Origin of the sequence: Salmonella sp. WC3 (assembly GCF_042932255.1) — a bacterium.
GTDB lineage: Bacteria > Pseudomonadota > Gammaproteobacteria > Enterobacterales > Enterobacteriaceae > Salmonella > Salmonella enterica.
Map to the genome: position 1 here is coordinate 89250 of NZ_CP170629.1, position 23163 is coordinate 112412.

13 protein-coding genes, 1 tRNA gene and 6 pseudogenes are annotated in these 23163 nt (G+C 53.0%); 7 read left to right on the forward strand and 13 right to left on the reverse strand.

Annotation, left to right across the window (positions count from 1 at the left end):
* Positions 1-504 precede the first annotated feature (504 nt).
* Positions 505-636 (forward strand): annotated as a pseudogene (locus ACFK9X_RS00440) (transposase); the annotation flags it as partial.
* Between the two features lie 153 nt (positions 637-789).
* Here the strand turns inward: ACFK9X_RS00440 and ACFK9X_RS00445 are convergent.
* From ACFK9X_RS00445 to ACFK9X_RS00460, 4 genes and pseudogenes are all read right to left on the reverse strand, one after another.
* Positions 790-1827 carry a virulence RhuM family protein gene (locus ACFK9X_RS00445; protein ID WP_000774140.1) on the reverse strand — a complete coding sequence of 346 codons (1038 nt, stop codon included), beginning with the start codon at positions 1825-1827 and terminating at the stop codon, positions 790-792.
* An 87-nt stretch (positions 1828-1914) separates the two neighbouring features.
* Positions 1915-2331 (reverse strand): annotated as a pseudogene (locus ACFK9X_RS00450) (DUF4942 domain-containing protein); the annotation flags it as partial.
* 29 nt (positions 2332-2360) lie between these two features.
* A pseudogene (locus ACFK9X_RS00455) lies at positions 2361-3547 on the reverse strand (AAA family ATPase).
* Positions 3548-3651: 104 nt separating this feature from the next.
* Positions 3652-3807 (reverse strand): TA system toxin CbtA family protein, encoded by a 156-nt coding sequence (locus ACFK9X_RS00460; protein ID WP_202441401.1) that lies wholly within the window; start codon positions 3805-3807, stop codon positions 3652-3654.
* Between the two features lie 417 nt (positions 3808-4224).
* Here ACFK9X_RS00460 and ACFK9X_RS00465 point away from each other — a divergent pair, with 417 nt between their 5' ends.
* Positions 4225-4569, forward strand: coding sequence for a hypothetical protein (locus tag ACFK9X_RS00465; protein ID WP_000120777.1), 345 nt, complete (start codon positions 4225-4227; stop codon positions 4567-4569).
* Positions 4570-4886: 317 nt separating this feature from the next.
* Here the strand turns inward: ACFK9X_RS00465 and ACFK9X_RS00470 are convergent.
* Positions 4887-4981 (reverse strand) — tRNA-Sec (locus tag ACFK9X_RS00470).
* 278 nt (positions 4982-5259) lie between these two features.
* On the opposite strand from ACFK9X_RS00470, the pseudogene ACFK9X_RS00475 reads away from it, so the two are divergent.
* Together ACFK9X_RS00475 and yicI are read left to right on the forward strand one after the other, a co-directional pair.
* Positions 5260-6637 (forward strand): annotated as a pseudogene (locus tag ACFK9X_RS00475) (glycoside-pentoside-hexuronide family transporter).
* 11 nt (positions 6638-6648) lie between these two features.
* Positions 6649-8967: an alpha-xylosidase gene (yicI, locus tag ACFK9X_RS00480; protein WP_151115210.1), complete on the forward strand. Its 2319-nt coding sequence runs from the start codon at positions 6649-6651 to the stop codon at positions 8965-8967.
* Between the two features lie 102 nt (positions 8968-9069).
* Here yicI and ACFK9X_RS00485 read toward each other — a convergent pair whose 3' ends face one another.
* A complete protein-coding gene (locus ACFK9X_RS00485; RefSeq protein ID WP_151115212.1) occupies positions 9070-10779 on the reverse strand; it encodes an AsmA family protein in 1710 nt (569 codons plus the stop codon).
* Between the two features lie 120 nt (positions 10780-10899).
* On the reverse strand, positions 10900-12291 hold the full coding sequence (gene xanP, locus ACFK9X_RS00490; protein ID WP_000115428.1) for a xanthine/proton symporter XanP: 1392 nt from the start codon (positions 12289-12291) through the stop codon (positions 10900-10902).
* Positions 12292-12518: 227 nt separating this feature from the next.
* Between xanP and gltS the strand changes: the two are divergent.
* Together gltS and ACFK9X_RS00500 are read left to right on the forward strand one after the other, a co-directional pair.
* Positions 12519-13723 (forward strand): annotated as a pseudogene (gene gltS, locus ACFK9X_RS00495) (sodium/glutamate symporter).
* 2 nt (positions 13724-13725) lie between these two features.
* Positions 13726-14577 (forward strand): hypothetical protein, encoded by an 852-nt coding sequence (locus ACFK9X_RS00500; protein ID WP_151115214.1) that lies wholly within the window; start codon positions 13726-13728, stop codon positions 14575-14577.
* Between the two features lie 2 nt (positions 14578-14579).
* On the opposite strand, the gene recG is transcribed toward ACFK9X_RS00500, so the two are convergent.
* The 5 genes from recG to gmk are packed head-to-tail and all read right to left on the reverse strand — an operon-like array spanning position 14580 to position 20444.
* Positions 14580-16661, reverse strand: coding sequence for an ATP-dependent DNA helicase RecG (gene recG / locus ACFK9X_RS00505; RefSeq protein WP_151115216.1), 2082 nt, complete (start codon positions 16659-16661; stop codon positions 14580-14582).
* 5 nt (positions 16662-16666) lie between these two features.
* Positions 16667-17356 (reverse strand): tRNA (guanosine(18)-2'-O)-methyltransferase TrmH, encoded by a 690-nt coding sequence (trmH, locus tag ACFK9X_RS00510; protein ID WP_001068432.1) that lies wholly within the window; start codon positions 17354-17356, stop codon positions 16667-16669.
* 4 nt (positions 17357-17360) lie between these two features.
* Entirely contained in the window at positions 17361-19472 is a 2112-nt protein-coding gene (gene spoT / locus ACFK9X_RS00515; protein ID WP_000280481.1) for a bifunctional GTP diphosphokinase/guanosine-3',5'-bis pyrophosphate 3'-pyrophosphohydrolase, read from the reverse strand.
* A gap of 18 nt (positions 19473-19490) precedes the next feature.
* The gene (gene rpoZ / locus ACFK9X_RS00520; protein WP_000135058.1) at positions 19491-19766 is read right to left on the reverse strand and encodes a DNA-directed RNA polymerase subunit omega; all 276 of its coding nucleotides are present in this window, start codon (positions 19764-19766) and stop codon (positions 19491-19493) included.
* Between the two features lie 54 nt (positions 19767-19820).
* On the reverse strand, positions 19821-20444 hold the full coding sequence (gene gmk, locus ACFK9X_RS00525) for a guanylate kinase (RefSeq protein ID WP_000046966.1): 624 nt from the start codon (positions 20442-20444) through the stop codon (positions 19821-19823).
* Between the two features lie 256 nt (positions 20445-20700).
* Here gmk and ligB point away from each other — a divergent pair.
* Positions 20701-22386 (forward strand): annotated as a pseudogene (gene ligB, locus ACFK9X_RS00530) (NAD-dependent DNA ligase LigB).
* Here ligB and ACFK9X_RS00535 read toward each other — a convergent pair.
* Positions 22383-23000: a trimeric intracellular cation channel family protein gene (locus ACFK9X_RS00535; protein WP_000924334.1), complete on the reverse strand. Its 618-nt coding sequence runs from the start codon at positions 22998-23000 to the stop codon at positions 22383-22385. The pseudogene ligB and the gene ACFK9X_RS00535 overlap by 4 nt on opposite strands.
* Between the last annotated feature and the right edge of the window lie 163 nt (positions 23001-23163).

Here is a 23163-nt window from a genome sequence, read left to right on the forward strand (position 1 = left end):
CTTTAAGAGGGTGTAATGCTAATGCCATGAGAAAATTTTGTAACTTAACGCCGGGAGTCATACCTTGCCAATAAGTTGATCTGACTTAATTCTGATCGTGACAGTCTGAGCAACCGACAGACTTATTGGTCGAAACAACTTCAGCTTCTGGCTTCTCTTTTCAATCGCTCATCTGATGAAAACTCTTTCCCGGAGCACATTAGTGAGAAACAGGATGTGGTGAAACCCAATGTCCATAGATATAGTCAGTCACTTCACAAATATCCGCCTCAGGGCAGATATCTTTAACCATTCATCCGGCTTCGGCCAACTTAATTACGGCGATGTTCTGATGCTCAGTGAGACGGGATTTACACATAGAGATTCCTTCGTTAGCAGATCGATGACGTGATCTCTAAATGTGAATAGCACGATTATGTGGGATACGTACAAAAAATTAAATGAATCGCCACAGGTTTAACAGACACCGCAGAGTCATTTAAGATAGCTTAAAGAGAGGAGCCCATGAGCGGTAAACGTTATCCCGAAGAGTTTATAATTAAAGCGGTAAAACAGGTTATTGAGCGCGGCCATTCTGTCTCCAGCGTCGCAACACGTCTTGATATTACTACCCACAGTCTTTACGCCTGGATAAAACCGCCATATTCACGACGGTATCATGCAATCACAGGAGTCTAATTTGATATCTTGGTCTGTTGAATTTATTGATTTTTATCTTGTTGGATTTTTACTGGTGCCCACTATTGTGCCCCCAAATGATTTTGCTTGTGGGGTTCGGGGCATTCTGAGCTACTTTTTAGGTTCTGTTTTCCATTGTAGCAAACCGGCGATATCCTTCTCACCTTCGGCTTCTTTTAAGCGCCGTTGTTGTTCAGCAAACTGACTATATTCCGCCTGCGCTTTTTCATCGGCCATTTTCTTAGTGACTTTACCTGCGCCTTGTAAAACCTCACGGTCGTTAAATTGCAGGAACTGATCCAGCTTATCCTGCCAGTCGCGTAAAAAGATCTGCTGACGACGACGGGCCTGATCCTCGGCAAAATCCAGCCACATGTTAACTACGCGGTTAAGCTCGCTGACTTCATCCTGAGTGAGATAATTTTTTGCCACCGTCACGTCACCCTTACGTACCTCTTCACCTTTATAGCTGGTCAGCCCCATATGCGGCTGGCTGGCGTCAGCACGCTGATGAATGAGTTCAGCAGCGGTATGTCCGGTACAGGCAAAATGCAACTTGTTCTGGATGGTTTGAAAAAATTGCGTGGTTTCTTTGAGCGATGGTTGATAGTCGGCGGCTAACGCAAAGATCTCTCGTACCCGCAAATAAACCCGACGTTCGCTGGCGCGAATATCGCGGATACGCTCCAGCATCTCATCAAAATAGTCGGGTACAGCCGATGAACCCACGGGCGGATTTTTCAGGCGCTCATCGTCCATCACAAAACCTTTGATCAGGTATTTCTGGAGCGTCTGGGTTGCCCACTGGCGGAACTGTGTGCCGCGCGGGGAACGAACGCGGTAGCCGACAGCAAGGATGACAGGCAGGCTGTAGTGAAGCCTGTTGCGGCTTACCTGACGGCTACCTTCCTGTTGAACTTGTAAGTAAGACTTACAGGTTGCGTTTTGCTCAAGTTCGCCTTCTTCATAGATCGCTTTAATGTGCTGTGTAACTGCCTGGGGAGTGATCTGATAAAGGTTGGCGATGGTTGCCTGAGGGAGCCATAGCGTCTCTTGCTCAAAGCGGCACTCCACACGAACTTCACCGTCATCGCTGGCAAACATAACAAATTCGCCTGCCGGGGATTGGGTTAAGTATTTGTCTGCCATGCCGCCTCCGCTTATATCTGACTCGCAATGCCGTAATCTGCCTAGTATGCCAGAAATTCCTGGTGAAGCTTATTACGCAGATAGCGTTTATTTTGCGGGCAGCGCCCCCGGATAATGCTTCGCCACGATATCATTCATCTTCTCCACCAGATCCAGACGCTTAAACGTGATATGTCCGCTGCCCTTCTGAAAGTAGCGGATGGTGAACATATCGTCTTCAAAGACCTGCTCACGCGGATTATCGCGCACGAAGTCCATAAACCGGATAGAGACATCATGCCGGTTGTCAGGAATGGTTTTACTATCCAGCAGGTAGAGCATTCGTTCCAGATCGGCGAGCTGGTCGCGTCGCCAGCCCCAGTTCAGGCTGTAGCCCCATCGGTCATGCTTCACCAGATTGTTGACGATAATCTTCTTGCCGAAATAACAAGGATTATTGGTTTTGTACTCTTGGCTTAACCCCTTAAATACATTGATAATCCCACGTTCGAAAACATCCTGTTCCTTAACCGGAGGTTGGGGATCGACGCCCATCACGCTGTGCAGTACATCATTACTTGGCTCGCCGTAGGTCGCCCCGGTGGTATTGACGCCAGACCATTACCTTTCTCGTCCTGTTCAAGTAGGCGAACAGACTCACGTTTTACCGTGCTGATAACCTGCGGGCTATGGGTAGTGACAATAAACTGGATTAGTGGAAATGCGCTGCGCAAAGACTGGATAATTTGCTGCTGCCAGGCTGGGTGCAGGAACATATCGACTTCATCGATCAGCACAATCCCCTGTGTTTTTAAGGCGGCTTCATCGCGTAAATGGGGGTTGAGTTTGACACAGCGAAACGCGATATCCGCTACCATCGCAACCGCATTACGCAGGCCGCCGCTGAGCTGGGATAAGGGAATCTTACCGTGCTGTGGATGGTTCATCACCAATTGCTGGTTATGGCTGGAGCTGTATTCCAGATCGTGCCAGCCAGTCACTTCCTGCGTCAGACAGTTAATGGCTTGCTGGATGGCTTGAATAGCTTCTTTCATCCGCTGAACACGAACACCTTCTTTTAACTTTGCTGAAGGTGATTCAAGTTGTGTGATTTGATGTTCACGGTAGCTAAGCCATAACCAGCTATACCATTGTTCAAATTGCTTATAGTTTGATGTGGCCGAGAGGCAATCGTCATAACCAGACAAACGTGAAAAGGCGCTGTTATCCAGACGCTGTTCAGTAGGCTGTGCCTCATAACGTTCCTGATACCACAAGCGAGCAGTCCTCAGATAAAGCATTAGGAGAAGTTCAACCTGCAGCAAATTATGCTCTTCACGCACCAGCGTCTGAAGTTGTTCACCCCAACGGGTAAGCTGCGCCGCCGTCTTATCTTCATGCGGCGGCTGTTCTCCTCGCTTGTCGAGCATCCAGGTTGCCGTCTTTCCGCTTTCCCATTCTCCGGTAGCTGTAATCATGACCGGAGATGACATTTCCATGTTCAGCGCTTCAGGGCGGAAAACCAGACGTACATCTTCTGTACGGATCACCAGCGATTTATCTTTTACATAGAGGCCGGCAAGCCACGAATAAAGGGGAACAGCGCCAGGCGTACCGCATCCAGTACTGTCGTCTTGCCCGCGCCGTTTGGTGCAACCAGAATCGTAATGTGTTCATCAAAAGTAATATCGAGCTGCCTGAAACAACGAAAGTGAAGCAGTGAAAGTTTGTCGATTCTCATTACACCAGCCTCACCTGTTTTTATGTTTTAGTATAATAACATCTCTTGCCTGCAATCTTGCCCGCTTTAAGCGGGTAAAGGTTACGCCTTTTATCACGTTTTAACTATTTATCCTGTTGATTAACATGGTTTTTATAAGGAATTAATAAAATCCTTTCCTGTCGTGTCCGTAGAATATCGACAGCCTGGAGACAAGGTGACTGTTGCTGGTAACCATATTCTTTGCGATCGATACCAACTCGTTCATGTTTTTTCTTCAGAAAGTTACGGCATCGACAAACGTAGCGCCTGCGTTGATAAACGTAAGGCTATAGTGCCTTCAAGTAGATGAGTAAGCTGCGACGTTACTGCTCGTATGAACACCATCCACCCTTATGATGTGAGCCTGTACCCCCATGTGGATGTTGACCCTTTGGGCAGGCAAGCGCACTGGATGATGCCGTGACGGTAATAAAAGCGATAATCATCGCTGTAAATAATCTCTTCATATATAACTCACATTAATAAATTAGAACATATTACTACCTACTACAGAATACGCATACTTGATACGGATTTAGAGGATAATATAACGCGTACTTTAGTTTAAATTCTATCCTCCATGTGGCATAGGTTATCAGGATAGGTTTTCGTTATGAATTTTATCCGGGATATTGAAGCAACATATTGGGGGGGATATGAGTTATAAATATGTTGGTAAGCATGGCTGTGATGTTGCATTGCGGATGGGCTATAAAGAATGCCCCGATGAAAATGCTTATGGTGATGCCTATTATATTAAAGATGGGTTAAAATGGATATTTAATATAACAGGCTTAAAAAAACGGCTTGGCGTATACAGCGACGACGATCTCCGTAAACAGAACTATGATGTAGATACCTATTATCGAGTTGAAAACCAACAGGAAGAAAGTGCAGATGATGAAATGCAATCGCTATATCATAATTTAGCGGTAGACGAAGGAGAACCCGTGTATCTGGAGGGAGGCATGTATCTTTATCCAGATGGCTCTATACGTTGATCTCATAATTTTAGCCTGGTAAGCGTTACCTCTTTTGAGAAAGGATGAGCCTGTAAGTATGACCCACAAGTTCGTTTGGTGATTAGTTAAGTCCCGCCCGCGTTAGTTCTGGCGTACTTTTATCCCTTCTTTGCGGACGATATCCCACAATAAATGGACGTTTGGTTTTAGCAATCGGTAAATGGTGATTAATAAAATAATATTCCACTTTCTCTCTCCACCTTTCCTTTCGTATTATATGCAAGAACTGGTCTTAATAATAAGCAAATACTTTGTCCCGAAATAGAGGACGAATGGTGGGCATGAGAGAAGGATTTTGGCGGAAGATCACAGGAGTCGAACCTGCCCGGGACCGCTGGCGGCCCCAACTGGATTTGAAGTCCAGCCGCCTCACCGGAGACGACGATCTTCCGCGCCTCGATTGCTACATGGAGGCGCGCGCATTATAGCTACTTCCTGGCGTTTCCACATCCCCTCCCGTGCTTTTTTAACTTCCCTTTCCTTCTGCCATGATCGGTTTCATATAAACCCCCATAAAATCCATTAGTTACATTTCATCACACTTTTTGACGCTACCCTGATCACAGAAAACAAGAATCGTAATTTGATAACCAAATAACGGAATATTCACGCTCGCAGGGAAGGTTTACAAAAACTGTAACCGGTATCAGTGAGCGTTAAGGATGCGTAATGAAAAGTGAAATTCTCTCCGTTAAGGAGAAGATTGGCTATGGTATGGGCGATGCCGCCAGCCACATCATCTTTGATAACGTCATGTTATATATGATGTTCTTCTATACCGATATTTTCGGCATTCCCGCTGGTTTTGTTGGCACCATGTTTTTACTGGCGCGTGCGCTTGATGCCATCTCCGACCCTTGTATGGGCCTGCTGGCCGACCGCACCCGCTCTCGCTGGGGCAAATTCCGACCCTGGGTGCTGTTTGGCGCGTTGCCGTTTGGTATCGCTTGTGTGCTGGCTTATAGCACGCCGGATCTCAGTCTGAACGGCAAAATGATTTATGCCGCCATCACCTACACGTTGCTCACCCTTCTGTACACTGTGGTCAACATCCCTTACTGCGCGTTGGGGGGTGTAATAACCAATGACCCAACGCAGCGCCCTGCAATCCTGGCGCTTTGTGCTGGCAACGGCGGGCGGAATGCTCTCTACCGTACTGATGATGCCTCTGGTGAAACTGATTGGCGGCGAGAATAAGGCGCTGGGCTTCCAGGGGGGTATCGCGGCGCTCTCGGTGGTGGCGTTCCTGATGCTGGCGTTCTGTTTCTTTACCACCAAAGAGCGCGTTGAAGCGCCTGCCACCCATACCTCCATGCGTGAAGACCTGCGTGATATCTGGCACAACGACCAGTGGCGCATAGTCGGCCTGCTCACCATCCTGAATATTCTGGCGGTATGCGTGCGCGGCGGGGCGATGATGTATTACGTCACCTGGATATTGGGCAAACCGGGCGTGTTTGTCGCCTTCCTCACCACCTATTGAGTCGGCAACCTGATTGGCTCGGCGCTGGCAAAACCATTGACCGACTGGAAATGCAAAGTGAGCGTTTTCTGGTGGACCAACGCCTTACTCGCAGTAATCAGCGTGGCGATGTTCTTCGTACCGATGCACGCCACGATCGCTATGTTCGTCTTTATCTTTGTGATTGGCGTATTGCACCAGTTAGTCACGCCTATCCAGTGGGTGATGATGTCTGACACCGTCGACTATGGCGAATGGTGTAACGGCAAACGCCTGACGGGGATCAGTTTTGCCGGCACGTTGTTCGTGCTGAAACTGGGTCTTGCCCTCGGCGGGGCGCTGATTGGCTGGATGCTGGCAGGCGGCGGTTACGACGCGGCGGCGAAAACGCAAAACAGCGCCACGATCAGCACCATCATCGCTCTGTTCACTATCGTCCCGGCCATCTGTTATCTGCTGAGCGCCGCGATCGCTAAACGCTACTACACCCTGAAAAGCCCGTTCCTGAAAACCATTCTGGAACAACTGGCGCAGGGCGCACACCGCAACGAACAAGAATTTACCCATAAAGAATTGCAAAACTAAAGGAACAGACTATGAAAATTAGCGACGGAAACTGGCTGATCCAGCCTGGCCTTAATTTGATTCACCCGGTTCAGGTGTTCGACGTTGAACAGCACGGGAATGAGATGGTGGTCTATGCCGCGCCGCGCGATGTCCGCGAACGAACCTGGCAACTGGATACCCCGTTGTTTACCCTGCGCTTTTTCTCGCCGCAGGAAGGAGTGATAGGTGTACGGATGGAACACTTCCAGGGCGCTTTGGATAACGGCCCACATTATCCGCTCAATGTCTTGCAAGATATCAACGTAGAGATGCAGAACAACGCTGAATTTGCCGAACTCAAGAGCGGCAGCCTGAGCGTGCGCGTCACCAAAGGCGAGATCTGGTCTCTGGATTTTCTGCGCAACGGTGTACGTATCACCGGTAGTCAGTTGAAAAATAACGGCTATGTGCAGGACACCAATAGCGGGCGCAACTACATGTTCGAGCGTCTGGATCTCGGCGTGGGCGAAACCGTCTACGGGCTGGGCGAGCGCTTTACCGCGCTGGTGCGTAACGGTCAGACGGTGGAGACCTGGAACCGCGACGGCGGCACCAGTACCGAACAGTCTTACAAGAACATCCCGTTCTATATCACCAACCGTGGCTACGGTGTGCTGGTAAACCATCCGCAGTGCGTGGCGTTTGAAATTGGCTCCGAGAAAGTCTCCAAAGTTCAGTTCAGCGTCGAGAGCGAGTATCTGGAATACTTCGTCATCGACGGCCCGACCCCGAAAGACGTGCTGAACCGCTATACCCAATTTACGGGTCGTCCGGCGCTGCCGCCCGCCTGGTCGTTTGGCCTGTGGCTGACCACCTCATTCACCACCAACTACGACGAAGCGACCGTTAACAGTTTTATCGACGGTATGGCCGAGCGCAATCTGCCGCTGCACGTCTTCCACTTCGACTGTTTCTGGATGAAAGCTTTTCAGTGGTGCGATTTTGAATGGGACCCGGTGACTTTCCCCGATCCGAAAGGGATGATTCGCCGCCTGAAAGCGAAAGGGCTGAAAGTCTGCGTGTGGATTAACCCCTACATCGGCCAGAAATCCCCGGTCTTCCAGGAGCTGAAAGAGAAAGGATATTTGCTAAAACGCCCGGACGGCTCCTTGTGGCAGTGGGATAAATGGCAGCCGGGACTGGCGATTTACGACTTCACCAACCCGCAAGCCTGCGAATGGTATGCCGACAAGCTGAAGGGCCTGGTGGAGATGGGAGTGGACTGCTTCAAAACTGACTTCGGCGAACGCATTCCAACGGATGTGCAGTGGTTTGATGGTTCAGATCCACAGAAAATGCACAACCATTATGCCTACATCTACAACGAACTGGTGTGGAACGTGCTGAAAGAGACCGTCGGCGTTGAAGAGGCGGTGCTGTTCGCCCGTTCCGCCTCGGTGGGCGCGCAACAGTTCCCGGTGCACTGGGGCGGCGACTGCTACGCCAACTACGAATCGATGGCGGAAAGCCTGCGCGGCGGGCTGTCCATCGGCCTGTCAGGGTTTGGTTTCTGGAGCCATGATATTGGCGGATTCGAGAATACCGCGCCGGCGCATGTCTACAAGCGTTGGTGCGCATTCGGCTTACTCTCCAGCCACAGCCGCCTGCACGGTAGCAAATCCTACCGGGTTCCGTGGGCCTATGACGACGAGTCCTGTGACGTGGTGCGCTTCTTCACCGAACAGAAGTGCCGGATGATGCCGTATCTGTATCGGGAAGCGGCGCGCGCCAACGAAGCCGGTACGCCCATGATGCGGGCGATGATGCTGGAGTTCCCGGACGATCCGGCGTGTGATTATCTTGATCGCCAGTACATGCTGGGAGATGCGGTCATGGTAGCGCCGGTATTTAGTGAAGCGGGCGACGTGGAGTTCTACCTGCCAGAAGGCCGCTGGACGCACCTGTGGCGCAACGATGAAGTGCAGGGCAGCCGCTGGCATAAACAGCAGCATGACTTCCTGAGCCTGCCAGTGTACGTGCGTGACAATACGCTACTGGCGCTGGGCAACAATAGCCAGAAGCCCGATTACGCCTGGCATGAGGGTACGGCCTTCCAGTTATTCCATCTGGATGACGGCTGCGAAGCGGTCTGCGAAGTCCCTGCTACGGATGGTTCGACAATCTTTACGCTGCAGGCGAAACGCACAGGCAATACCATTACGGTGAGCGGCGAAGGCGAGGCGCGCAACTGGACGCTGTGTCTGCGTAATATTACGCAGATTAGCGGTACCAAATGCGGTTCATATGCGGGAAGTGAACTGGGCGTAGTGGTCACCCCGCAGGGAAATGAAGTGGTAATTACGCTTTAAATCTGAATCGCCGGATGGCGCCGTGAGCTGCGCTTATCCGGCCTACAAATGAGCAAGAACCGTAAGCCCGGTAAGCGCCATCGCCACCGGGCAAGCCCTCAATTACAGCGCTGGCTCCGTTGACGTAACTTCCCCGCCGGACACCACGCCCGCTTGCATCGTCTGTGTTATCTGCTGCTTTTGTGCGTTGACCGCGTGTAATTGCCCGTTTACCGTCGGTTTCAACGGCGCATCGGCCTGAATATTGCCGCTGGCCGTGAGCTGAATATTGCCATCGCCAGCAATCGGTAATGCCGGCCAGCCCCACTGCTGTAGCACATCCATTGGTACGCCGCGTCCGTTCAGGCTGATTTGCGTCTGACGCTGCGGCAGTTGCGATACGCTGGCAGTGGCTTCCAGTATCCCTTTTCCAGTAAACGCGCTCAGATCGCTGATGTTGACCGTGCTGGCATTAGCCGTCAACGACAGCGACGGGCGGCGCACGTCCACACGGTTAAAGGTTGCCGCTGCGGCGTTGAGGGTCGCATTGCCGCTCCAGACGCCCCATTGATGATGTTGTACCAGCTCCAGGTTTGCGCCGTAGCCGTCCAGAGCGGTGATTTGCCACGGGAAGGCCGGGTCGATATCAATCACCAGATTGCGGCTGGCGCTGAATTTTTTCAGCGTCAGGCTGTTCAACCAGTCGGGCAGCGGCTTCATCCATAACTGCTTCCAGTTTTCCGGCAGCGTATACTCCAGCCCGGCGATAGCGGTATCGTCCAGAATAAGCGCTTTGCCTTCGCGTAACCAGGCGCCGGAAGTTCTGACCATACCGCCTTCCCAGCGGGTAGTGAACTGGCGTAGCGCAACGCCCTGTGGTGAAAATTCGGCGTTCAGGATTGGATCGAGCAAGTGCAGCGAGCCGTAAATAAACTCGCTGGCGTTCATCGATAATTTACCTTCCTGACTTTGCCAGTCTTCTTTGCGCAGAGTCAGATTGCGCAAACTCAGGTCAAGATCGGTGACAGCCCAGTCTGGTCCTTGCAGGCTGGAGTCCGTCACTTCAAGACGACCAATCTGCAAAGATGGAACCGTAGTAAGCGGCGCGAAAAACTCGCTCAGGGATTTATCGCTTTGTAACCGAATACCATTCAGCCGCAGATTTTCAACGACCCAACTACCATCAGCGTTACGTCGGGCGACGTCGGTTAACGCTCCGCGCGCCATATCGGCGCCGACGGTGTTTAACATCACCTGATTATGGTCGATACTGCCTTCAATAAGCACATTAGTGGCGGGAACGTCGTTTAACGTTAGCGAACCGGCGCTCAGTTGGATCTGGGCTTTATTGCCTAATACCCGACCGGCTTCGGGGCGCCAGGGCATAACGCCGCCGTTAACGCGCTGGGCGCTCAACCGCCATTCGCTGCCGGGACTATTGAGCGCCATATTGCGAAGTTGCAGGCGGTCGGCCTCAAACGGGAAAGGGGCGGTTTGCACTGAAATATTCAGCGTGCCGTCCTGTAACAGAATCGTGTCGACATGCAGCGGCGCGGTTAACTGGCGAATGCTCAGACCGATATCTACGGTTTTCGCGACCAGGGTTGCAGGCTGACCATCACGACCAAAGGTCACATTCTCCAGTAAAAGATGGGATGGGGCGGAAAAACGATGATCCATCACGTCGAATGTGAGGTGATAACCGCTGTTCTCTGATACCCAGTTGCTGACATGATCTGCGCCCCGGCGCGTTTGCAGCAGAAAATAAAAGCCGAAAATCACCACTAAACAGGCGATCAGCACGTAGAGAAGCAACCTCCCAATCAATTTCATGGTCTTCCATCCCGTGAAATGCACATAGGGGATTTATGCACGATTTGCGTGCAATCCTCAAGACAGGAATGGTGAAAGAGCGTTACAGCAGCGGCGAATCGTGTCGTCGCCGCAGGGTTTTTACGGTTTTTCCGGCGGGAGAATCAGGTTCAACACGATAGCCGTGATGCCGCCAGCGGCAATTCCGGATGAGAGCAGATTTTTCACCCATTCCGGCGCGAACTGCAGGATCTGCGGCTGTTGCGAAACGCCAAGACCCACGGCCAGCGACAGGGCGATAATCAGAATCGCGCGGCGGTTCAGCGGCTCACGCGAGACAATACGTACCCCGGAGGCGGCAATGGTGCCGAACATCACCAACGTGGCGCCGCCGAGCACCGGTTCCGGGATATGCTGCACAAAACCGCTTACCGCCGGGAACAGGCCGAGCACAATCAGCATCAGCGCGACGACAAATCCCACATAGCGACTGGCGACGCCGGTCAACTGAATTACGCCGTTGTTCTGACCGAAACAGGAATTCGGGAACGTATTAAATACCGCTGAAACAAATGAGTTCAGGCCGTTAGCCAGTACGCCGCCCTTTAGCCGTTTCATGTACAAGGGGCCGGATACCGGCTGCTCGGAGACATCAGAGGTAGCGGTGATGTCTCCGATAGTCTCCAGCGACGTAATCATAAAGACCAGCATCAACGGCAGTAACAGGTTCCAGTCAATGCCCAGACCATAATACAGCGGGGTCGGCACCATCAGGATGTCCTGTGAGACCGGCGCGTTATTCTCAGGCAACATGCCCATAAACCAGGCCAAAAGATAGCCAGCCGCCATGGCAATAACCAAAGAAGCCACGCGCAGGTAGGGATTACGCTGCCGATTCAGCAGGATAATAATGGCCAGGACGACGCCGGCCAGCAGCAGGTTTTTCGGTGCGCCAAAGGTGTTGTCGCTCATGGCGGCATAGCCGCCGCCGATGGAGGTTAGCCCCACCTGAATCAGCGACAGGCCAATAATCATCACCACGACGCCGGAGACTAACGGCGTGATAATCCGGCGCGCCAGATGTAGAATGCGAGAAAGCACCATCTCGGTGCAGCTTGCCAGCATCAGCGTGCCGAACAGCGCCGCCATCATCGTCGGGACGTCCGCGCCGCCGGTTTTCAGCGCGGTACCGCCCATAATCAGCGGGGCGACAAAGTTAAAACTGGTTCCCTGGATGGATAACAGCCCCGATCCTACCGGCCCCCACGCTTTGATTTGAATAATAGAGGCTACGCCGGAGGCGAACAGCGACATGCTGATAATGTGCTGCGTATCCTGCGCCGGTAAACCCAACGCCTGGCAGATTAACAGCGCTGGCGTGATTACCGCGACAAACATAGCCAGCAGATGCTGACAAGCGGCAAAAAGGGTTTGAGGGAGCGGCGGTCGATCTTCAAGACGGTAAATTAATTCGCTGTTTTGCGTCTGCGCAACCGGTTGCGCATCTGCCGGCTCGATGGCGTTAACGGACATCAGGGACATTCTCGTGGTGGAAAAGCGGTGATTTTATCTGACCAGATGGTAAAAGCAAACGATTGCGAGCGAATATTCTTAATATTTAAAAAAGATAAATGCACCTTTTTATATAACTTTTTGCCTTTTTCTGCTTAAAATCCATGCCGAAGACTCGCAAAGAGCTAAAAAACTGACTCAGGAAATGATTTGTGCGCACATGTCACAGCGCACTACAGGAGCTTTAAATGTTTGAACTCGATACCTTATCGACCCTTGTCGCCGCCACGCTGGTGCTGCTACTGGGTCGCAAGCTGGTCCAGTCTGTCTCCTTACTGAAGAAATATACGATTCCGGAGCCGGTGGCGGGGGGTTACTGGTCGCGGTTGCTCTGCTGGTACTGAAAAAAAGCGTCGGTTGGGAGGTCAACTTTGATATGACCCTGCGCGATCCGTTGATGCTGGCGTTTTTCGCGACGATCGGCCTTAACGCTAACCTTGCCAGCCTGCGCAAGGGGGGACGCGTTGTTGGCGTCTTCCTGGTCGTCGTGGTCGGATTACTGCTGATGCAGAATGCCATCGGTATCGGCATGGCGAGTCTGTTGGGGCTGGACCCGTTAATGGGGCTGATTGCCGGGTCAATTACGCTGTCCGGCGGACACGGTACCGGCGCGGCGTGGAGTAAACTGTTTGTCGAACGTTATGGTTTTGCCAGTGCCACCGAAGTTGCGATGGCATGTGCAACCTTTGGCTTGGTACTGGGCGGGTTGATTGGCGGCCCGGTAGCGCGTTATCTGGTGAAACACTCCACCACGCCGGATGGAATGCCTGACGATCAGGCCGTGCCGACGGCCTTTGAAAAGCCGGATGTGGGCCGAATGATCACCTCTCTGGTGCTAATCGAAACTATCGCCCTGATTGCTATCTGTCTGACCGTGGGCAAAATCGTAGCGCAGCTACTGGCGGGAACGGTGCTTGAACTGCCGGTCTTTGTTTGTGTGCTATTTGTTGGGGTGATCCTCAGCAATGGCCTGGCGCTGGTGGGTTTTTATCGCGTATTTGAGCGTGCTGTTTCGGTGCTGGGGAACGTGAGTTTGTCACTGTTCCTGGCAATGGCGCTGATGAGCCTGAAGCTGTGGGAACTGGCGTCGCTGGCGCTGCCGATGCTGGCGATTCTGGTGGTACAGACCATCTTCATGGCGCTGTACGCGATCTTCGTCACCTGGCGCATGATGGGGAAAAACTACGATGCGGCGGTGCTGGCGGCGGGTCACTGTGGTTTTGGCCTGGGCGCAACGCCGACCGCCATTGCTAATATGCAGGCGATTACCGACCGTTTTGGCCCCTCGCATATGGCGTTCCTGGTGGTGCCGATGGTCGGCGCGTTCTTTATCGATATCGTCAATGCGTTGGTGATCAAGCTGTACCTGATGCTGCCAATGTTTGCCGGATAAAGATGAAAAAACGTTGCCGTCAACCTGAAACCCTGCGTGAACGCTGTCGTCATATTTTTGGCGATGAGCCGCCGGTTCTTAACGTATGGGAAGCGGAGTTTGACTATGCCGATGCTGAGTTGCAGGCGCTGGCGGCGACGGACTGGCGGCAGATTACCGATTGGCATCTGAGCGTTTATTATGTGCTGAATCTGGTTTATCACGAGCCGATGCAGCCGGAATTGTTTCGTTATCTGTTTCCGCTGTGCCTTGCCTGTTGGCGCGAAACGCTGTTAACCCATGGCTATGGCGATCACTTCGAGGAGTCTTTCCTGCGTGCGTTACGGCGGCCTTATCTCTGGCGGGAAATGATGGATGCCGCTCAGCGTCAGCAGGTACGGCATTTTTTGCTGGAGACCATGCTGGCGCGAATCAATCACGAGCGCGGTTTCAACTCTCCGCTGACCTGGCTGGATACCTTCAATGTTCTCGGCGGCATTGCGCCGTTTATCCGTTCGATCTGGAATCAGTGGTGGTTACTGGATACGCCGGGTAAAGCGGTATGCGCGTTGCAGTACGCCGCGCATTTAATTTATCCGGTAGAGGTTAACCCGCTTTGGCTAGAAGGCTCGTGGCAGTGGCAACCGCCATTAGGTGCGACGGAAGAACCGTGGTTGGAAAATAATCTGGCGTTTTTAACCCGGCAGTTAACGCCGGAGATGATCCTCGACGGGGTGCAGAAGGCGGCGGAAATGCTGCGGGACGAGCCGGAGAGTGCGATGGCAACGCGCATCTCGCGCGATGCCCTGGCAGCCCAGGACGTTATCGCTATCCAGATTGAGGATCTTCTGTTGGCTCTGTCGCGCGGCGAATAGGATTAGGCGTTGGAATAACGTTCGGTTTCCGGCATCCAGCGCTCAATCAGCGCTTGTGCCTGCTGCGGATAACGTTCGTGAATATGACGGGCAATACGCTGAACTTCGGGGATCATGGCTTGATCGCGCAGCAAATCAGCTACTTTAAATTCGGCGTTACCCGTCTGGCGCGTGCCCAGTAATTCCCCCGGGCCGCGAATCTCTAAATCTTTTTGTGCAATCACAAAGCCGTCGTTGCTGTCGCGCAATACCTGTAAACGCTTCTGCGCCGTTTTCGACAACGGCGATTTATAGAGCAGCACGCAGTGCGACGCGACCGCGCCACGGCCAACGCGCCCTCTGAGCTGGTGTAATTGCGCCAGGCCCAGTCGCTCAGGGTTTTCAATAATCATCAGGCTGGCGTTAGGAACATCGACCCCCACCTCAATCACCGTAGTGGCGACCAGCAGATGCAGTTCACCCTGCTTAAAGGCCTGCATCACCGCCTGTTTTTCGGCGGGCTTCATGCGGCCGTGTACCAGGCCGATATTCAACTCCGGTAACGCCAGCTTGAGCTCCTCCCAGGTGGCTTCCGCCGCCTGCGCTTCCAGCAGGTCAGATTCTTCAATCAGCGTACAGACCCAGTAGGCCTGACGGCCTTCGGTTGTGCAGGCGTTGCGCACACGATCAATGATTTCATGGCGACGGGTATCCGGAATCGCAACGGTAGTGACAGGGGTACGGCCCGGCGGTAGCTCGTCAATCACCGAGGTATCGAGATCGGCGTAGGCAGTCATCGCCAGGGTGCGAGGAATGGGCGTTGCGGTCATAATCAACTGATGCGGATGAAAGCCCTGCTGCTGGCCTTTTTCCCACAATGCCAGCCGCTGGTGGACGCCAAAGCGGTGCTGCTCATCGATAATGACCAGCGCCAGCCCGTTAAACTGCACCTGTTCCTGAAAGATAGCGTGGGTGCCGACAATCATCTGCACCTGACCGCTGGCAATAGCCTCTTGCTGCGCCTGACGCGCTTTACCTTTTTGCTTACCGGCCAGCCAACCCACTTCAACGCCCAACGGTTCGAACCAGTTGCGGAAATTATTTGCGTGCTGTTCAGCCAGCAGTTCGGTCGGCGCCATCAACGCGACCTGCTTACCGTGGGCAATAGCGCGCAAGGCGGCAAGCGCCGCAACCAGCGTTTTCCCTGAACCGACGTCGCCCTGAACCAGACGCATCATCGGCACATCGAGCGCCATATCACGTTCGATCTCTGCCACCACCCGCGCCTGCGCGCTGGTGGGTTTAAATGGCAACGACGCCAGCAGCTTGTCTTTCAATATGTTGTTGGTACTTAGCGGCTGAGCGTGATAGCGCTGCGCGCCTGCGCGAAGCGCCAGCATACTGAGATTATGCGCCAGTAGCTCTTCAAGAATAAGCCGCCGCTGCGCCGGGTGTTTGCCGGTTTCTAAATCGGCGAGCTGGAGCGTCGGCGGCGGGTGATGCAAGGTACGTAGCGCCTCCGGCAGGCTCATCATACCCTGCGCCAGTTCCGGCGGCAGTAGTTCGGCAATGGCGCAGGTGTCGAGCAACTCCAGCGCCTGATCGGTAAGCTTGCGCAGTGTCGCTTGCTTCACGCCCTCGGTGGTCGGATAGACGGGGGTGAGCGTTTCCTGAAGTTCCGGCGTGCTGAGATCGCCCTGCAGGCGATATTCCGGATGGATCATCTCTGCGCCATACTTGCCGCGCTTCGCTTCCCCGTAGGCCAGCACACGTCGTCCCGTCGCCAGGCTGTTTTTCATCGCCGCGTTAAAATTGAAAAAGCGCATGGTAAGAATGCCGGAACCGTCGCTAATCTGGCAGGTCATCATCCGACGACCGCCGAAAGTGATATTGCAGTTCAGCACTTCACCTTCAACGGTGGCGTAGATGCCAGGCAGCAGTTCGCCAATAGGGTAGAGATGGGTACGGTCTTCGTAACGCAGAGGGAGGTGGAGCAGGAGGTCCTGCACGGTATGCAGGCCAATTTTCGCCAGTTTACTGCTTTGCGCTGCGCCGACGCCTGTCAGGGAATTGAGCGGAACAGCGTCTAACAAGCGGCCTGACATGGTGATTACCCTGCCGCCTGCATCGTCGCCCACCAGTCAGCATCGGCGTCGATTTCGCCCTGCTGATTGACGCGAGGATAAGGCAGACCTTTACGTTTAGCGACTTTCGCCAGCACCGGATAACCACCCTCAAACAGCAGGCGCTGCTGTTCATCTTCCGGCAACATGCTATTTTCACGCAGATACATGCCCGCGTTCTGTCGCTGGCGCTGGGCTTCATAAAGAATGAGCGCGGAGGCGACGGAAACATTCAGCGACTGTACCATGCCGATCATCGGAATGATGATATCCCGATCCGCCAGGTCTAATGCTTCCTGAGTAATACCGGTTTTCTCCTGACCCATCAGAATACAGGTCGGGCGCGTGTAATCAATCTCGCGAAAGTCTACGGCCTTATCAGAAAGATGGGTTGCCAGAATCTGCATTTCCCGTCCTTTCAAATGGGCTACCGCATCGCCAATGGTACGGTGAGTTTTCACCTGTACCCAACTGTTGCTGCCCGCCGCCGCGGAAGCCATGGTGCGCATCCGGCTACCAGGCCAGATGGCATGGACTTCATGGACACCAACGGCATCTGCGGTACGAATGATTGCAGAAACGTTATGAGGTTTGTGGACTTGCTCCATGCAGACCGTGAGATCAGGCTGACGCCTGGCGAGCATTTCGCATATACGCGCATAACGTTTTGGATTCATAGCGCTAGTTTCGGTTACGGGTGACTTTAATAACGTCTGGCATCACGCGGATTTTGCGCATGATATTCGCCAGATGTACGCGATCGCGTGCGGTAAGGCGAATAAAGGTACTATAGACGCGACCATCTTTCTCTTCAGTATTCAGGCTTTGAATATTGGAGGTGGTGGTATTAATCGCCGCCGTCAGGTTAGCCAGCGCGCCCTGATGGTTAAACATTTCCACCTTGATTTCGGTAATGAATTCCTGCTCCGTCTCTTTGTCCCATTCGACCGCCATAAATTTCTCTGGCTCTTTCTGGTATCCACGGATATTACGGCAGGATTCGTGGTGGATCACCAGTCCTTTACCTGGGCTTACGTGAGCGATGATCGGGTCGCCTGGGATCGGACGACAACACTTCGCAAAGGTGATAAGCACGCCATCCGCGCCTTTAATCGGCAGGTGGCCGTGATTCGATTGCGCAACGGTCGGCACCACGGCTTCGCCTTGCTGCAGATTTTTCGCGACCACTACGCTCATCGCGTTGCCGAGACCGATTTCCGCCAGCAGATCGTCAAGCGTTGCCAGCTTCATACGATCCAATTCGCGCTGAATATTTTCCTGCGGAATTTCCGCCAGCTTACGACTGCCGCCTAAAGCATGGTTAAGCAGACGACGGCCCAGGCTTACGGAGTCATCACGTTTGAGGTTTTTCAGCAACTGACGAATTTTAGCGCGCGCTTTAGAGCTGACGACAAAGTTCAGCCAGGCGGCGTTGGGACGCGCGCCCGGCGCGGTAATAATTTCGACGGTCTGACCGCTGCTAAGCGGCTGCGACAGCGGATAAGGCTGGCGGTCGACACGCGCGCCGACGCAGGCGTGGCCGATGTCGGTATGCACTGCATAGGCAAAATCCACCGGCGTAGCGCCAGCGGGCAGTTCGACAATGCGCCCTTCCGGGGTGAAAACGTAAATCTCATCCGGGAAGAGATCGGATTTTACGCTTTCGATAAATTCAAACGAACTACCGGCGCTCTGTTGTAGCTCCAGCAGGCTCTGCATCCAGCGCTGGGCGCGGATCTGCGCCGTGGTGCTGGTCTCACCGTGTTCTTTATACGCCCAGTGCGCCGCGACCCCCATTTCCGCCATCTGATCCATATCTTCGGTACGGATCTGGACTTCAACAGGAACGCCGTGCGGGCCGATCATCGAGGTGTGCAAAGACTGATAGCCGTTCGCTTTGGGAATGGCAATATAGTCTTTCACCCGTCCCGGACGCGGCTTATAGAGACTGTGCATCTGGCCGAGTACGCGATAGCAGGTATCGGAGTCATGAACGATGACGCGGAAAGCGTAAATGTCCATGATCGAGTGAAAACGCTGCTCTTTGAGCACCATTTTGCAGTAGATCGAGTAAAGATGTTTTTCGCGACCGCTAACGCGACACGGAATTCCCGCCTCTTGCAAACGTCCTTCGATTTCAGAGAGGATTTTTTGGATCATCTCTTTACGGTTGCCGCGCGCCGCTTTTACCACTTCTTTGATGACGCGGTAACGATTGGGATACAGCGCTTCAAAGCCCAGCTCTTCCAGCTCGGTTTTGATGTGATGAATACCTAAACGGTGCGCCAGAGGACTGTAGATTTCCAGCGTTTCACGGGCAATACGACGACGTTTATCCGGGCGTAACGAGCCCAGCGTGCGCATGTTATGGGTACGGTCAGCAAGCTTAATGAGGATGACGCGGATATCCTGCACCATCGCCATAATCATTTTGCGAAAGTTTTCGGCCTGCGCCTCTTTCTTATCGCGGAACTTGAGCTTATCAAGTTTCGACACCCCCTCTACCAGCTCGGCAACGCTTTTACCGAAAAGCTGTTCCATGTCCTGATAGGTGGCGGGGGTATCTTCAATCACGTCATGCAGCAGAGCGGCCATCAGCGTTTCGTAGTCGAGTTTCATCTCGGCCAGAATACAGGCCACCGCTACCGGGTGCGTGATATAGGGTTCACCGCTTGAACGTGTCTGGCCCTCGTGAGCGTCACGTGCAACGAGATACGCCTGCCGAAGACGCTTAATCTGGTCTTCCGGCAGGTAGGTTTGAATCAGTTGATTCAGGCTTTCAAACAGATACAAGGGCGACCCGCTTTGTGATTAACGACGACCTTCAGCAATAGCGGTAACGGCTTGTAATTCAGCGGCTTCCTGCTCTTGCTGTTCCTGGCGCTCGCGGACGTCGAGGATCTGGTTGTTAATCAGACCTTCTTCGATTTCGCGCAGCGCGATAACGGTAGTTTTATCGTTTTCTTCCGGTACCAGCGGATCCTTTCCGCCTACCTGCATCTGACGAGCGCGACGCGCGGCGACCAGTACCAGGTCAAAACGGTTACCAATTTTCTCTACAGCGTCCTGAACAGTTACGCGTGCCATACTTAAAATGCTCCACAGGTGAAGAAATGACTGGGCATGATACTGAAAGTGGGTTCAGTCTGCCAACAATTTGCTGATTAAAGCGTCATGACGCTGCTTTTGGCGGCTCATACGCAGACGTTCAGCGCGAATGATGGTTTTCAAGTCGCTTAACGCGGTATCAAAGTCGTCATTCACAATAAGATAATCATATTCGGCGTAATGGCTCATTTCTGCAACCGCTTGCGCCATTCGTTTGGCAATGACTTCTTCGCTATCTTGCCCGCGGCCGCGTAAACGGCGATCCAATTCGATCTTTGATGGCGGCAAAATAAAAATGCTGCGTGCTTGCGGCATCTTTTCGCGAATTTGCTGGGCGCCCTGCCAGTCGATATCCAGAAAAACATCAACGCCGGTTGCCAGCACTTGCTCAATGGTTTCGCGCGAAGTGCCGTAGTAATTGCCAAACACTTCCGCGTGCTCCAGAAACGCCTCCCTGCCAATCATGGTTTTAAACTCATCATGATTTACAAAGAAATAGTGCTCACCGTGCACTTCACCCGGACGCGGCGCGCGCGTGGTATGTGAAACGGAAACCTGAGTGTCATACAACGGTTGGGTTTTTAATAAAGCCTGAATCAGGCTGGATTTACCCGCGCCACTGGGGGCAGAAACAATATAAAGCGTACCTTGAGCCATGAGTATCTTACGTCTGTGATTATCGAAATAGAGCCTTGATACGGGCTTATTATACACATCGCCGTTATGCGACGTAGTCTTTGTCACACTTTTTGCGCCAGATTATTGCATTTTGCGTCCCTTTTTCCGCTTTTATCGCGTCGTTGCAGCAACCCACCAAAAAATCTGGAAAGCGGCTCGGATGATGCATTTTTACCTGTCGGTTTTTATTCACTAAAGCGCTATACCTGCCGGGCAATGTGCGCAGGAGGTCGTGATGAGATTATGGAAAAGTATGGCGTGGGGAATTTTATTGTGGCATTCGCAGAGTGGGGCGCTTTGCCCGGCCTAGCCGCCGGCAAGGGCCGCTGAAGAAATCGCCCGTTTACAGCAACAGCTCGCTGACTGGAATGACATCTACTGGAAACAAGGGGTTAGCGCGGTTGACGATAGTGTGTACGACCAACTCAGCGCAAGGCTGGTTCAGTGGCAACGCTGTGTTGGTCAGGATGTTTCATCTACTCCGGTTTCACCGCCGTTAAACGGTACAACAATGCACCCTGTTGCGCACACGGGCGTACGTAAACTCGCGGACCGACAGGCGGTAGAACAGTGGATGCGCGGGCGCAGCGAGCTTTGGGTACAACCAAAAGTGGATGGTGTAGCGGTAACGCTGGTTTATCAAAACGGTAAACTGACCAGGGCTATCAGCCGGGGTAACGGACTACAAGGCGAGGACTGGACGCCAAAAATTCGCCTGATCCCCTCTATACCGCAGACAACACAAGGCGCGCTTGCTAACGCGGTGTTGCAGGGCGAAATCTTTCTACAGCGCGAGGGACATATCCAGCAACGGATGGGCGGGATGAATGCGCGCTCGAAAGTCGCAGGAATGTTAATGCGCCAGGATAACGCCTCCGCGCTAAATTCGTTGGGTATTTTTATTTGGGCGTGGCCGGACGGTCCGGCAAATATGCCCGAAAGATTAAGCCAACTTGCTAAGGCTGGATTCAGTCTGACGAAGAAATATTCCCTGGTGGTAAAAGATGCCAGCGAGGTCGAGCGGGCGCGCCAGTCATGGCTGACGTCAGCGTTGCCCTTTGTGACGGATGGCGTAGTGATACGCATGGCTAAAGAACCCGCGTCACAATACTGGCGACCCGGGCAGGGCGACTGGCTGGCAGCATGGAAATATCCGCCAGTAGCGCAGGTCGCGCAAGTGAGCGCTATTCAGTTCTCGGTGGGGAAAAGCGGCAAAATTACCGTAGTAGCGTCGCTTGTCCCCGTTATATTGGATGATAAGCGGGTTCAGCGGGTCAATATCGGTTCTGTGAAACGTTGGGAAGCGTGGGATATCGCGCCGGGCGATCAGATCCTGGTGAGTCTGGCGGGGCAAGGCATTCCCCGGCTTGATGAGGTCGTCTGGCGGAGTCGTGAGCGGAGTAAGCCTGTACCGCCTGATAGCCATTTCAACTCGCTGACCTGCTTTTACGCGTCGGAAACGTGTCAGGAACAGTTTATCTCCAGGCTGGTATGGCTGGGGTCACGGTCGGCGTTGGGTCTGGACGGAATGGGCGAAGCCAGCTGGCGGGCCTTGCATCAGACGCATCGCTTTGAGCATATCTTCTCCTGGCTTGCCCTGACGTCAGCGCAAATAGCCAACACGCTAGGCTTTGCTAAAGGAAAAAGCGAGCAGATATGGCGGCAATTTAACCTGGCGCGCCGGCAGCCGTTTACCCGCTGGATCATGGCGATGGATATCCCCTTAACGCAGGCCGCATTACAGGCCAGCGGCGATCGCTCATGGGAGCAGTTATTAATGCGAACAGAGCAACACTGGCGGCAGTTGCCAGCGACGGGCGAGCGCCGTGCCGGGAGAGTTATCGACTGGCGGGATAATCCGCAGATCAAAACGCTGAGCAGATGGCTGGCTGCTCAGCATATTCCCGGATTTGGGTCTTAGTGCCCTTCATGGCGGTAATAAAATACCGGCAGGCCAAGTTTAAGACGTAGCGCTAATAACCTTGCTGTAAAGCCAAACAGTAGCGTAGAGATAACGACGACATCCGGATTCATGACGTAATGTTGCAGCGCAATATAGAGCACCGCCGAGGCGAACGAAATGCCGGCATATAGCTCTTTTTGAAACACCAGTGGAATGCGTTTGCAGAACATATCGCGGAGCACGCCGCCAAAGACGCCGGTAGTGACGGCGGCTACCACGGCGATAATTGGCCCTTCGCCCATATCAAGGGCTATCTGAGCGCCAATAATAGAGAAAACCACCAACCCCAGCGCGTCAAGTACCAGGAAAAGCTTGCGTAAATAGGGCATGACGGGGGCAACAATGGTGGTCAATACAGCGGCAGTCGCCACAATAATGACATATTCGGGATGCTTCACCCAACCCAGCGGATAGTGACCGAGCAGAATGTCGCGAACCGAGCCTCCACCAATGGCGGTGGCGGTAGCAATAATAATTACGCCGAATGTATCCATGCGACGACGACCCGCAGCGAGTGCGCCCGTCATGGCCTCGGCAGTGATGCCAATTAAATAAAGAACGTGCAACAGCATGATTTCCCCCTAATTTACTGGGGGCGAAGATTAACGATTTGTGCGCTGTATCACGATTGAGATTTTCTAAGGCATTACACGATTAATAAATTTTAGTAATGATTTTAAATTTATGATTAATAATTATTTATTATAAATATCAATAAATTGAACATAATTTTTG

Excerpts from the sequence above, each read along its gene's own strand:
- ACFK9X_RS00445 (WP_000774140.1), bottom strand. The coding sequence starts at position 1,827 with ATGGCAGACAAATACTTAACCCAATCCCCGGCAGGCGAATTTGTTATG.
- ACFK9X_RS00465 (WP_000120777.1), top strand. The coding sequence starts at position 4,225 with ATGAGTTATAAATATGTTGGTAAGCATGGCTGTGATGTTGCATTGCGG.
- yicI (WP_151115210.1), top strand. The coding sequence starts at position 6,649 with ATGAAAATTAGCGACGGAAACTGGCTGATCCAGCCTGGCCTTAATTTG.
- ACFK9X_RS00485 (WP_151115212.1), bottom strand. The coding sequence starts at position 10,779 with ATGAAATTGATTGGGAGGTTGCTTCTCTACGTGCTGATCGCCTGTTTA.
- xanP (WP_000115428.1), bottom strand. The coding sequence starts at position 12,291 with ATGTCCGTTAACGCCATCGAGCCGGCAGATGCGCAACCGGTTGCGCAG.
- ACFK9X_RS00500 (WP_151115214.1), top strand. The coding sequence starts at position 13,726 with ATGAAAAAACGTTGCCGTCAACCTGAAACCCTGCGTGAACGCTGTCGT.
- recG (WP_151115216.1), bottom strand. The coding sequence starts at position 16,661 with ATGTCAGGCCGCTTGTTAGACGCTGTTCCGCTCAATTCCCTGACAGGC.
- trmH (WP_001068432.1), bottom strand. The coding sequence starts at position 17,356 with ATGAATCCAAAACGTTATGCGCGTATATGCGAAATGCTCGCCAGGCGT.
- rpoZ (WP_000135058.1), bottom strand. The coding sequence starts at position 19,766 with ATGGCACGCGTAACTGTTCAGGACGCTGTAGAGAAAATTGGTAACCGT.
- gmk (WP_000046966.1), bottom strand. The coding sequence starts at position 20,444 with ATGGCTCAAGGTACGCTTTATATTGTTTCTGCCCCCAGTGGCGCGGGT.
- ACFK9X_RS00535 (WP_000924334.1), bottom strand. The coding sequence starts at position 23,000 with ATGCTGTTGCACGTTCTTTATTTAATTGGCATCACTGCCGAGGCCATG.